General features: G+C 35.7%; 12 protein-coding genes. All 12 read left to right on the top strand.

Annotated elements, in window-relative coordinates; all coding sequences use genetic code 11:
* Positions 1-7 precede the first annotated feature (7 nt).
* The 12 genes from rfbD (at position 8) to galE (ending at position 13190) form a co-directional block, all read left to right on the top strand.
* Positions 8-913 (top strand): dTDP-4-dehydrorhamnose reductase, encoded by a 906-nt coding sequence (gene rfbD, locus FTU77_RS10145; RefSeq protein WP_180055713.1) that lies wholly within the window; start codon positions 8-10, stop codon positions 911-913.
* A gap of 1 nt (position 914) precedes the next feature.
* A complete protein-coding gene (rfbA, locus tag FTU77_RS10140) occupies positions 915-1808 on the top strand; it encodes a glucose-1-phosphate thymidylyltransferase RfbA (RefSeq protein ID WP_180055712.1) in 894 nt (297 codons plus the stop codon).
* A gap of 58 nt (positions 1809-1866) precedes the next feature.
* Complete coding sequence (gene rfbC / locus FTU77_RS10135; RefSeq protein WP_180055711.1) at positions 1867-2430, top strand: dTDP-4-dehydrorhamnose 3,5-epimerase; 564 nt, start codon at positions 1867-1869, stop codon at positions 2428-2430.
* Positions 2431-2462: 32 nt separating this feature from the next.
* Complete coding sequence (locus FTU77_RS10130) at positions 2463-3422, top strand: glycosyltransferase family 2 protein (protein ID WP_180055710.1); 960 nt, start codon at positions 2463-2465, stop codon at positions 3420-3422.
* A gap of 34 nt (positions 3423-3456) precedes the next feature.
* Positions 3457-4635: a hypothetical protein gene (locus FTU77_RS10125; RefSeq protein ID WP_180055709.1), complete on the top strand. Its 1179-nt coding sequence runs from the start codon at positions 3457-3459 to the stop codon at positions 4633-4635.
* A gap of 4 nt (positions 4636-4639) precedes the next feature.
* Positions 4640-5548: a glycosyltransferase gene (locus tag FTU77_RS10120; RefSeq protein WP_180055708.1), complete on the top strand. Its 909-nt coding sequence runs from the start codon at positions 4640-4642 to the stop codon at positions 5546-5548.
* Between the two features lie 15 nt (positions 5549-5563).
* A complete protein-coding gene (locus tag FTU77_RS10115) occupies positions 5564-6655 on the top strand; it encodes a DUF1972 domain-containing protein (RefSeq protein ID WP_180055707.1) in 1092 nt (363 codons plus the stop codon).
* A 237-nt stretch (positions 6656-6892) separates the two neighbouring features.
* Positions 6893-8257, top strand: a complete 1365-nt coding sequence (locus tag FTU77_RS10110) for an undecaprenyl-phosphate glucose phosphotransferase (protein WP_180055706.1) — start codon at positions 6893-6895, stop codon at positions 8255-8257.
* A gap of 102 nt (positions 8258-8359) precedes the next feature.
* Positions 8360-9235 carry a UTP--glucose-1-phosphate uridylyltransferase GalU gene (galU, locus tag FTU77_RS10105; protein ID WP_180055705.1) on the top strand — a complete coding sequence of 292 codons (876 nt, stop codon included), beginning with the start codon at positions 8360-8362 and terminating at the stop codon, positions 9233-9235.
* 13 nt (positions 9236-9248) lie between these two features.
* Positions 9249-10502, top strand: a complete 1254-nt coding sequence (locus FTU77_RS10100) for a nucleotide sugar dehydrogenase (RefSeq protein ID WP_180055704.1) — start codon at positions 9249-9251, stop codon at positions 10500-10502.
* Positions 10502-12175 (top strand): glucose-6-phosphate isomerase, encoded by a 1674-nt coding sequence (gene pgi, locus FTU77_RS10095; protein ID WP_180055703.1) that lies wholly within the window; start codon positions 10502-10504, stop codon positions 12173-12175. The genes FTU77_RS10100 and pgi overlap by 1 nt, the downstream gene beginning before the upstream one ends.
* Positions 12168-13190, top strand: coding sequence for a UDP-glucose 4-epimerase GalE (gene galE, locus FTU77_RS10090; protein ID WP_180055702.1), 1023 nt, complete (start codon positions 12168-12170; stop codon positions 13188-13190). The genes pgi and galE overlap by 8 nt, the downstream gene beginning before the upstream one ends.
* Positions 13191-13276 lie beyond the last annotated feature (86 nt).

The following is a 13276-nucleotide window of genomic DNA, read 5'->3' as shown; positions in this document are numbered from 1 at the left end:
TAATTAGATGAAAATTTTGCTTTTAGGTAAAAATGGTCAAGTCGGTTGGGAATTGCAACGTGCATTACAGCCACTTGGTGAAGTGATTGCTTTGGATCGTTCTATCAATGGCGATGGTCTATGTGGCGATATTGCAAACTTCCCAGCAATTGAACATGTATTAAAGCAAATACAACCTGATATTGTTGTAAATGCCACTGCTTATACAGCTGTAGATAAAGCCGAATCTGAACAAGATCAAGCGGATTTAATTAATCATAAAGCCGTTGCTCATTTGGCGCAGCTTTGCCAAAAGCAGAATGTTTTATTGGTGCATTATTCAACTGACTATGTGTTTGAGGGTGTAGGTATTACACCATGGGTGGAAGATGCACCTAAGCAACCCGTGAACTATTATGGTCAAACCAAATATGAGGGTGAAATTGCACTTGAAAAGAGTCAAGTTCGTTTTATCAATTTTCGTACATGCTGGGTGTATGGAACACATGGTCATAATTTTATTAAGACCATGCTGAAATTGGCAGAAAGTAAGACTGAGTTGAGTATTATTCAAGATCAAGTGGGTGTGCCTACTGGAGCTGCTTTAATTGCTGATGTGACTGCACAAGCCTTACGCTATTACACACTGCAAAATTTTGATCAGCAAAAAAAATTGCACGGACATTATCACTTAGCACCTGCGGGCGAAACAACGTGGTATGACTATGCGAATTATATTTTTGAGCAAGCACGTCAATCTGGCGCGACTTTAGCTATTCAAACAGTAAATCCAATTGCAACTTCAGCATATCCAACACCAGCAAGTCGCCCCCTAAATTCGCGCTTAGATACGCAAAAGCTACAACAGACTTTTAAACTGCATTTGCCTGTATGGCAACAAGGTGTAGCGCAAGTCATTAATGAGATTTTATAACATGACAAACTCTATAAAACGTAAAGGTATTATTTTAGCGGGTGGATCAGGTACCCGCCTATATCCAATCACCATGGGGACGTCTAAGCAATTACTCCCTATTTATGATAAGCCGATGATCTATTATCCGCTGTCTGTGTTGATGTTGGCTGGAATTAAAGAAATTTTGATTATTTCTACGCCTGAAGATTTACCTAATTTTGAAAAATTGCTAGGTACAGGTGAAGAACTTGGTATTCAATTGTCTTATAAAGTACAGCCTTCACCAGATGGTTTGGCACAAGCTTTCATTTTAGGGGAAGAGTTTATAGGCAAAGACAATGTTTGCCTGATTTTAGGTGATAACATTTTCTACGGTCAGCATTTCAGCGATCAACTTAAACGTGCGACTCAGCAGGTGACTGGTGCAACTGTATTCGGTTATTATGTGAATGACCCTGAGCGTTTTGGCGTGGTTGATTTTGATGCTGAAGGTAAAGCGCTCAGCATTGAAGAAAAACCAGAAAAGCCGAAGTCAAACTATGCAGTAACTGGGCTATATTTCTATGACAATGATGTTGTTGAAATTGCCAAAAATATTCAGCCTTCACACCGTGGTGAACTGGAAATTACCGACGTGAATAATATCTACCTTGAAAAAAATTCCCTGAATGTAGAAGTATTAGGTCGTGGTTTCGCATGGCTAGATACAGGTACACATGACTCTTTATTAGAAGCAAGTCATTTTGTTCAAACTATTGAAAATCGCCAAGGTTTAAAAGTCGCAAGTTTGGAAGAAATTGCTTTTAATAATGGCTGGATTAGTCCTGAACAACTCAAACAACGTGGTGAGTTTTTTAAAAAGACTGGTTACGGTCAGTATTTATTAAAGCTGTATCAAGAACATAGTAACTAAGGTTAAACTTTTATAAAGAGCCTGTTTTGGGCCCTTATATCTTTTTAATGGATCAGAAATGAACGTAATTGAAACAAAAATCAAGGATTTATTGATTTTAGAACCACGAGTATTTGGTGATGATCGTGGTTGGTTTATGGAAAGTTTTAACCAGCAGGTATTTGAAAAAGCATTGGCTGAACGTGGTTTAGATATTCCTCAATTTGTGCAAGACAATCACTCATTTTCTAAAAAAGGGGTTTTGCGTGGTTTGCATTACCAGTTAAATCCTCATGCTCAAGGGAAATTGGTGCGTGTAGTGCAAGGTCGTGCTTGGGATGTTGCAGTTGATATTCGTAAAGACTCTGAAACATTTGGTCAATGGGTAGGTGTAGAGTTAAGTGGGGAAAACCATAAGCAATTTTGGATTCCAGCTGGCTTTGCACATGGTTTTATTACTTTAGAAGATAATACACAGTTCTTGTATAAGACAACTGCATACTATTCTAAAGAGTGTGAGCGTTCAATTGTTTGGAGTGATCCACAAATTGCAATTGAGTGGCCAATAGAATCAGAAGTTGATTTACTACTTACGGAAAAGGATTCATCAGCCCCTCTATTTCAAAATGCAGAAATTTTTTAATTTAATTAGATAGTTTGACTAGGACTGTTGTAATGCCAATGCCTCTAACTAAAAAACAAGAACAGCTAGATTTAACAGTAGTTGTTCCTTTTTATAATAGGTCAAATTATGCTGAAAGACTTATAGATTCAGTTCTTCATCAGTCTAGTCAACCTAAGAATTTTTGGTTTATTGACAATGGTTCAAATCAAAACGAGGTTGAGAAATTAAAAAAAATTATAAATGCTAGAACTTCAGAAAATCTAAGTATTGAATACTTAAAGACAGAAAAATCTGGTAATGCAAATTATGCAAGAAATCTTGGATTAGTGAAAGCAAACACTAAGTATGTTGCATTTTTAGATTCAGATGATTGGTGGGAAAGTTGCCATCTTGAAGAGTCGGTAAGAGTTTTAGATATAAGTGGTAAAGCAGCGGTATATGGTGGCGCAATAATTCATTACGGAAATTCAACCGTCGTTAATTATTCAGGTGACATAGCTTTAGTTGATACCCCTTTTCATGTGTTATTTTCCAGCAAAGGTTGGTCAGCGCAGACATCCAGTTATGTAGTAAACAAAACAAAAATTGGTAATTTAAGTTGGGATGAAAATTTAAAAAGACATCAAGATTATGATTTCTTTTTAGCTTTGGAATACTTAACAACGGGATGGATTTTTAATTCAACGCCATCTAGTAATTTAGAGAGAGATGATGCTGTTTCAGGAAGAAACTTCGATATTAAATCGATGATTAATTTTCTTGAAAAATGGAAGAATAAATTTCCGAAAGAATGTTTAGAGGTTTATCTTATTAATCAAATGGATCTTTGTATCATTGCTAAATTAGATAAAAAATATTACGAGTATTATAGAAATATATATATTGACACGAAAGGCAATAAATATATTTTTAAATTAAATTATAAGTATAGAAATTTTAGGCGGACTTCCATATCTATTTTAAAAAAATTGAAGCTTTTTTCTTTTATTAAAAAATTGAGAATATCTTGAAATGATAAATTTTTTAAACTTAAAGATTAGTGCTTTGACATGGATGTTACCTATATTATTTTTATATTTATTTGCAGGGACTTTTCAATATTTAGGGGTAATTTCACCTACACAGTGTAATTTTATAGTTTTATTTTTATTTATTCATATTTTTAAATTTTATTCTAGTTGGAGGCAACTCAGAATTGAATTTCTTTTATTTTTATTTTTAATATTTATTATCGTATATCATTTTATTGTTGATGCGAAAATTTCGTATACGAGCACTTATGTTTATTATTTAATTTGTACGATAATAGCTGCCTGTTCAGGTCGAATTTATGCTAACAGGCTCTTTGGTGAATATGGTACGTTATCTAATACAGTTTTTTTTAAAATATCTAAAATATTTTTATTCATACAACTCCTTGTGACGATAATACAAGCTAGCTTTACGGAATCCTATATTTCTTTTTCTAAAGCAGCGATTGGTTATGAAGATGCAATTTTTGGGACTTTATTTTTACAGTCTGACGCTACATTAGCTACTATATGTGAGTTAATGATTTTAAGTGTTTATCTTCTTCCTTCTAAATATAATGAAAAGATTATAATAACTATTTTAGGTGTTTTTGTTGTTTTTTTAGGTAATTCTAAAGCAGCTCAATTAATAATATTAATAATATTATTAATATTATTTTTTAAATTTATTTTTGATAAAATAAAATCCTATAAATTGGGATTTAAAATATTAATATGGTTGTTTTTTATACTCCTCTTTTGTTTTACTTACTCTGAATGGTCTATTTATTTGTATAATTTTATTCAAGAAGCTCAGTATGATTATCAAAGGAAAGATGAATGGATTACTGCACCTCGATTTGCACCTTTTGGTGAAATATTTCAAACTGGAATTAGTTGGTTTGGTCAAGGACCTTTAACATATTATAATCCTATCGAAAAAACTTGGTTATATAATTCCGGTTTTAGTACAATTTATGTTCTTTATTTTGATTATGGTTTATTGGGATTTATTTTATATTTTGCTTATCAAACATTTTTAATATTGAAATTTGGCGTAAATTTTACTGCTAAAATGATATTATTTATTATTCTATTATCATATATGAACTTTAATTTAGTATTAACAGATATAGGTTTTATATTTATGTTTAATTTTACGCTATTATTACTCTATAGATATAAAAAATTACCAATTCATTGCGGGAGATAACCATATGTCTAAAAAAAACTATCAAGATTTTGATGGTTATTTAAATGATAATAAGCTCACTCTAGATATCTCAGTTGTAGCTGCCAATTATAATAATGCTCCATTTTTAGAAGATTTTTTCGAATCATGGAAAAAGAGCACGGCTTTGCCTAAAGAGCTTATATTTATTGATGATGGATCTATAGATGATTCTTTAGAAATTGCTAACAATTATAAGGCAGAATTACCATGTTTAATTATTATTGCCTTAGATAAAAATATAGGTTTTGGAAATGCCTTGAATGAGGGTATTGATTTAGCTACAGGAAAATATATATTCCGTATTGATCCAGATGATGAAGTTCATAAAGATCGATTGCAAATACAATATGATTTATTAGAAAGTGACCAAAACATAGATATTATTGGATCAAATGCTATCGCTTTCAATTCTGTGACAGGAAAGGATGTTAATAAAACTAATTTTCCGTTAACGCACAAAAAAATATTATCTGCATATCGGAAAGGAGAGCATGGTGTTTTGCATGGAACAGTTATGGGACGATCGTCCTATTTTAAAAAACATAAATATGTACAATCTAATGTTCCAGCAGAAGATTATGATATTTTTGCAAGAATGATTAAGGATGGTGCTATTTTTAAAAATTTACCAGAAGTTTTATTGAGATATAGAATTCATTTAAATAGTGCTTCTAATGTTTTGCCCATCTCAACAATACAGAAAACGTATGCTCTACGAGATAAAATTTTCTCAACACAAACTTCTAGTTTACATATTAACTTATATTTTTTGCATATTAAATTTTATAGAAAATTCTTATTTTCTAATAATGGATTTAAAAGATTATTTTTTTTGCTATTAGCAGCTACATTACGACCTGATAAGGTTGTAAAAAAGTTTTTTTCTAGATGAATTTGAGATGATTAAATGAAACTACGTATATTAGGTATTCGTGGGGTACCAGCAGCGCATGGTGGTTTTGAAACCTTTGCTGAATATCTATGTTTATACCTTGTTCAGCAAGGCTGGAAACCAGTGGTATATTGCCAGGAAGATGGTGAAGGTGAAATGTGGACAGATGAATGGAAAGGTGTTGAGCGCATTCATATTCCAGTAAAACAATCTGGCCCATTAGGTACAATCATCTTTGACTGGAAGACAAATTTACATGCTATGAAGTATTCTGATCAATGTTTAATTCTAGGTTACAATACAGCTATTTTTACCCTTCTTTTGCGATTTAAAGGAATCCATTCAGTTATCAATATGGATGGTATTGAATGGTCGCGTGCAAAGTGGGGGCCTATCGCAAAGTTATGGTTTTGGTTTAATGACTGGGCAGGATGCTGGTTGGGCAACCATCTAGTTGCAGATCACCCGGAAATTAAAAAACATCTTTCTACACGTGCAAACCCTAAAAAAATTACCATGATTCCATATGGGGCGGAAGAAGTAACGCATATTTCTGTTGAACCACTCGCAAAGTGGTCATTAGAAAAAAATGGATATTTAACTGTTATTGCTCGTCCTGAACCTGAAAATTCGCTGTTGGAAATTGTAGAAGGTTTTTCCAAGAGTACACGGGGAATAAAACTGGTTGTGTTGGGTAATTATGACCGATCCAATACTTTCCATAAAAAAGTATTGGATGCAGCGAGTGATGAAGTCTTATTTATTGGGGCAATTTATGATAAAGCTATTGTGCAAGCACTCCGTTATTACAGCTTAGCTTATGTGCATGGTCACCAAGTTGGTGGTACTAACCCATCCTTGGTTGAAGCATTAGGTGCTGGGAATGCTATTATTGCACACGATAACCGCTTCAATAAATGGGTTGCTGGCAAGGGGGCTATGTATTTTTCTAATGCTGATGCTTTTTCCTTAATTCTAGACAAATTGATTGATAACCCAAATTCCATTAATCAAATGAAGCACGATGCTAGAGAACGCTTCATAAAAGAATTTACTTGGCCAAATGTGCTTAATCAATATGAAGATCTATTAAAAAAATATAAATAATGTTTTATAAGTCGAATAAATCTATTGTTTTTAAATGGATTTTTCGACTTTTTTAATTTTTATTATAATGAAATATATATTTGGTTTAATATTCCTAAATTTACATTTATAATGTTTAAATTGATTGTATAGTAATGTTTTTTTAAATTTAACATTTAGAAATTTTTTGTATGATCATACTTATTAAAATTTAAATTACTAAGTGGTATATCCAATAATTGCTTTTAAAGGTTAACAATGGCTTCTCGATTAAATGCGTCTTACGTATCAATTTTACAAAGATTTTGTGATGTGGTTGCTATTTATGTGGCTTTGTATGCTATTTTTAATTTAAATTCATTAGTGATCAGTCATCAGGCGATGCTTATATTTTTAAGTATGGTCAGTTTTTTTCAGTTGATTGGCGGTTTGACTGATTTTTACCGTTCTTGGCGTGGTGTCAGTTTATTTAATGAATTGGTTGCTTGCTTAAAAAATATCTTCTTTAGTGTATTTTTGCTGCTTCCATTTTGTCTTCTTTATTCTGATATTAGCTTAAAGCTTATGATTCAATATTTTTGTACAGTCTTGTTTTTTATGGGAATAATGCGGATTTTTGTTCGTTTAATATATGCCATTTCCTTTAAAATATTCAAAAAATCTAGAAATGTAATTGTCATTGGTGATTCCGTTAAAGCACATAAGCTTTTTACTGATTTGAAGAAGTCAGAGTGGATTGGATTTAATCCGTTGGGTATATATTCATTTAATGAAAAAGCAGACAAATATGATTTTAATGGTAATATAAATGATGCAATTGGTATTCTTCATTCAGAAGATATTAATCAAGTCTATATTGTGACAAGTCAGGAAAATATTCATCAAGTTAATAACCTATTAAAAATGCTTTCGGATACAACATGTTCGACAGTCATTGTTCCTGAGTTATTTAGTTATGATTTTTTATATTCTCGGGTAGATGATATTAATGGTACGCCAATTATTCCGATTATTGATACCCGTATTAAAGGCATTAATATTTTTTTGAAACGTATAGAAGATATTTGTGTCGCTTCGGCTATTTTAATGCTGATTTCACCGCTCCTTCTTTGCATTGCTATCGCTATTAAGCTGAATTCTAAAGGGCCTGTGTTTTTTAAACAAATCCGCTATGGCTTAAATGGCAAGCCTATTCTGGTCTATAAATTTAGAAGCATGTCTGTAATGGAAAATGGCGCAGACGTTAAGCAAGCTGTAAAGAACGATCCACGTGTGACCAAAGTTGGTAGTTTTCTGCGTAAAACTTCTTTAGATGAGTTGCCACAATTTATTAATGTTATTTTAGGTAATATGTCTGTTGTAGGGCCTCGTCCACATGCTGCTGCACATAATGAAGAGTATCGGAAGTTGATTACTGGCTATATGCTGCGCCATAAGGTTAAGCCTGGCATTACAGGATTGGCTCAGATCCGCGGTTGGCGGGGCGAAACAGATACTTTGGATAAAATGGAAAAACGTGTGGACTGTGATTTGGAATATATCCGCACATGGAGCCTGTTGTTGGATTTAAAAATTATATTTTTAACTATTTTTAAAGGTTTTATTAATAAAGCTGCATATTGATGTCAACTAAAACCCGAAGGCTAATATTTTATGGATTTATTAAAATCTAGCTTTAGACTTTAATAAATATGATGGTAAATTTAAACTTAGAAGTATGATGTAATGATTAAAAAAGCAATTCTTCCTGTAGCTGGTTTGGGTACACGTTTTCTTCCTGCAAGTAAATCTATTCCTAAAGAAATGGTGACGGTGGTTGACCGTCCGGCCATTGAATATGTAGTCAAAGAAGCGGTTGCTGCAGGGATTGAACAGATTATCTTGGTGACCCATTCTTCAAAAGCTTCGATTGAAAATTACTTTGACCGTAATTTTGAGCTGGAAACCACTCTAGAACATAAAAAAAAATTTGATTTACTGAAAGAAATCACTGAAATTTTACCGCCACATGTCAGTGTGATCAGCGTACGTCAACCACAGCCACTTGGTTTAGGTCATGCAGTTTTATGTGCCAAATCTGTCGTGGGAGATGATGATTTTGCTGTGCTATTGCCAGATGTTTTAGTCAAAGATCCATCAGACCAAAACGATCTGAGTTTGATGATTCAACGTTTTGGTGAAACACAAGCATCACAAATTATGGTGGAAGCTGTACCTGATCATTTGGTGGATCAATATGGCATTGTAGATGTTGCTTCTACACCTGCAGAAGGGCATAGCATCGTCATGCAAGGCATTGTGGAAAAACCAGCAGTCGGAATAGCACCATCCAATTTATCCGTAGTCGGCCGTTATATCTTACCTGCGAAAATCATGCAATTACTCGAAAATACACCCCAAGGTGCGGGTAATGAGATTCAGCTGACCGATGCTATTGCTATGCTGCAAGCGACCGATACGGTTGAAGCCTATCGCATGAAAGGTCAAACTTTTGATTGCGGCAGTAAAATTGGCTACTTGAAAGCGGTTTTACATTATGGTGTAGACCATCCCAAATTGGGTGAAGAGTTTAAAACTCTTATTCAAGAACTCAAATTGTAATTGAGGAATTTTGATGAAAGTTGCAGTCTTTGGTCAGACGCTTTTTTCGGGCGTGTTCGCCGCTTTGCTGGCAGAATGTGGACATCAGGTTTTTTGGTGTATGTTGCTCAAAAAACCTGATAGTGAACAAGTATATATGCAAGATGAAGCGGTCAAAAACCTACTCAATAAACAGCAAAGCAGTTTCTTAACATACTGCAATTTTCATGATCTTCCATTAGATATAGATGCCTATTTCTTTAGCTTTAATCCTGCTGAAGAAGAGCAATGTATCGAAATTCTCAAGGCAATCAAGCAACGTCCCATTATTCACCCTAAGCTGATGATCAATGCATCCACTTTGGGGTTACATGGAACGGAAAAATTTGCAAAAATTCTGCATGAAGATGAATGGGTCTATTTACCTGACATGATTCAGGAAGGTAATGCTTTACAAAGCTTTGCTCAAGCTAAACAACTGATTGTTGGCTCTATGTCTGATACTGTTCAAATTAAAGTTAAGGAACTCTTACGCCCCTTATTTCCACGTCAGCAGCAATATTTATTTATGCCCATTTTAGATGCTGAATTTACCAAACTCAGTATCTCTGGCATGTTGGCGACACGAATTAGTTATATCAATGACTTGGCAATTGTTGCTGAGAAATTAGGTATCGATATTGATTCGGTACGTCAGGGGATAGCCGCAGATAGCCGTATTGGTGGATCTTATCTCTATCCAGGTGCAGGTTTTGGTGGGGAAAATTTTTCACATGATATTCAGACCCTGACGCATACGGTGTCAGGTGTCGGTGCAAATAGCCAATTGCTTGCTCAAGTGTGGGAAATTAATGAGCAGCAAAAAGAAATTCTATTCCGTAAATTGTGGAATTATTTTCATGGTGATTTAAAAGGCAAGACTGTTGCGATTTGGGGTGCTGCATTTAAAGCAAAAACCTCCAGTATTCGACAATCGCCGATTCATGCCATGCTGAAAGCACTGTGGGCACAAGGCGTTAAGGTTCAATTGCATGATCCTCAAGCCTTAGCGGAAATTAAAAAAATATATGGTGAGCGGCCTGATCTGATGTATTGCACAGCGCAATATGAGGCGGTACAGGGTGCACATGCTTTGTGTCTGCTGACGGCATGGAAGCAATATTGGAGTCCGAATTATGCCGAGTTGCTTAAAAGCATGCAGCATCCGCTGATTTTGGATGGGCGCAATATTTATGATCCAGCGTATGTGAAGACTCAAGGTTTTGCATATATGGGGGTAGGACGCTAATGGCTGTTAAAATTCAACCTTATGCGGTAGAACATTTGGATTCAATGTTAGACAGTCTTCATCACTTAAAAACTGAATTTGAAAATAAACATTTAACTAAACTCTTTGCTGAAGATTCGCAACGATTCGAAAAATTTTCCGTGACTTTAGAGCCGATTGTTTTTGATTTTAGCAAACATCGAATCAATCAGCCCGTCATCAAAAACTTAGTTCAGTGGGCACATACACAAGATTTAACATCGTGGATGAAGCGCCTATTTTCTACTGAACAAATTAACTATACCGAACAACGTGCAGCTATGCATTGGGCGCTGCGTTTGCCGAAGCAGGATCGCCAGCATGCGGAAATAGCAGCTCAAGTGCATGCACAACTTGAGCGTATGTATGCCTTGGTGAATAAAATCCATGCAGGCCAATGTCGCGGTTCAACAGGTGAAGTGATTCAGGATGTGGTCAATATTGGGGTCGGTGGGTCAGACTTAGGGCCGCTGATGGTGAGCCATGCTTTATCTGACTTTAAAAAAGCCACGCAAAAACCGCTCAATATGCATTTTGTGTCGACGATAGACGGTAGCCAGCTTTCAGATTTATTGCATCAACTTCGCCCCGAAACCACGCTATTTATTATTTCCTCTAAATCCTTTGGGACGATTGATACCTTATCCAATGCGCAAACGGTGCGTTTATGGCTTGAAAAAGCACTTGGACAAGAATCACAAATTTTAAAACATCATTTTATTGGCGTATCAACCAAAGCAGATAAAATGACCGAATGGGGCATTGCCGCTGAAAATCAATTTTTGCTTTGGGATTGGGTCGGTGGTCGCTATTCACTCTGGTCATGCATCGGCTTACCGATTGCACTGACGATCGGGGTTAAAGGTTTTAAACAGCTATTGGCAGGTGCTCATGCCATAGACCAGCATTTTCAGACTGCACCCTTTGAACAAAATATTCCTGTATTAATGGGTTTATTGGGGGCTTGGAATAATAATTTTCTCGATATTCAAACCCATGCGGTATTGCCTTATGACGGACGTTTGAAATATTTCGCCTCTTATTTGCAGCAGTTGGAAATGGAATCGAATGGTAAATCGATTCAGCGTAATGGTCAAAAAGTTAATTGGGATACTTGTCCGATTATTTGGGGCGAAGTCGGTCCGAATGCACAGCATGCTTTTTACCAATTATTGCATCAGGGCAGTCAGGCAGTCAGTTGTGATTTTATTGCCCCGGTACAGCGTTATAAGGCGCAACAATTTACCTATGTCGATAATGCAGAGGCGCTAGTTGAACAGCATCATTTGGCCTTATCCAATTGCTTGGCGCAATCGCGCTTGCTGGCATTTGGTAATCAAGCATTAGATCAAAATGAAGTGCAAGATTTGCCTGAATATAAAAAATATGAAGGCAATCAGCCAAGCTCAACCATTTTATTGCAAGAACTGAATCCTTATAGCTTGGGTATGCTAATCGCGATGTATGAACATAAGGTATTTGTACAATCGGTGCTTTGGAATATTAATCCTTTCGATCAATGGGGCGTAGAAAAAGGTAAAGAAATTGCCAATCAGTTACTGCCTATTTTGAATGGGGAACAGAATGATCTTTCTGCGCTAGACACCTCAACACAAGGTTTATTGCAGATACTCTTAGGAAAGAATAATGGCTAAAATTTTGGTAACTGGTGGTGCGGGTTATATTGGTTCTCATACCTGTATTAAACTTCTAAGCGCAGGGCATGAGGTTGTCGTACTGGATAATTTATCCAACAGTTCTGTCGAGTCATTAGCACGTGTTCAGGCATTGGCAGCTAAAAAATTAGATTTTGTTGAAGGCGATATCCTCGATCAGCAGATTTTAGAGCAAATTTTTCAAGAGCATCAGATTGATGCGGTGATTCATTTTGCAGGTTTAAAAGCCGTGGGTGAAAGTCAGAAAGAGCCGCTAAAATATTTTGAAAATAATATTTCGGGTTCGATTAGTTTGGTCAAAGCCATGGAACGTGCTCAAGTGTTTAAGCTGGTGTTTAGTTCATCTGCGACGGTTTATGATGAAGCCAATATTTCGCCTTTAAATGAAACCATGCCTACTGGTATGCCAAGCAATAACTATGGCTATACCAAATTGATTGTTGAGCAGTTATTGGAAAAACTCTCGGCTGCAGATGAGCGTTGGTCGATCGCCTTGCTGCGTTATTTTAACCCGGTGGGCGCACATCAGAGTGGTCAGATAGGTGAAGACCCGCAAGGGATTCCAAATAACTTAATGCCTTATGTCACTCAAGTGGCAGTTGGTCGCCGTGAAAAATTAGCAATCTTTGGCAATGATTATGACACGCTAGATGGTACGGGTGTACGTGATTATATCCATGTGGTGGATTTGGCCAATGCACATTTATGTGCCTTACATAATCGCTTAAATGCACAAGGATGCCGCGCTTGGAATATCGGCACAGGCAATGGAATTTCGGTTAAACAAATTCGAGATACCTTTGAGAAGGTGAATGGTGTTGAGATTCCATTTGAATATGTACCGCGCCGCGAGGGAGATGTGGCAACGTCATTTGCCGATAATGCCCGTGCAGTCGCAGAATTAGGTTGGCAGCCTGAATATGGGTTAGAAGATATGTTGAAGGATAGCTGGAACTGGCAAAAGTTGAATCCTAATGGGTTTAATCAGAGTTAAATCTTAGCTTTGAGATTCATCTAAGAATGTATGGCTAATGCGATAGAGCTTTAGCCATACAAAACACTGAATATCATGCCCGTTTG

Origin of the sequence: Acinetobacter sp. YH12142 (assembly GCF_013418435.1) — a bacterium.
In the GTDB taxonomy this organism is placed as follows: Bacteria; Pseudomonadota; Gammaproteobacteria; order Pseudomonadales; family Moraxellaceae; genus Acinetobacter; species Acinetobacter amyesii.
Note: the sequence above shows the minus strand (reverse complement) of the source record. Positions and strands in the feature narration are given on the sequence as shown.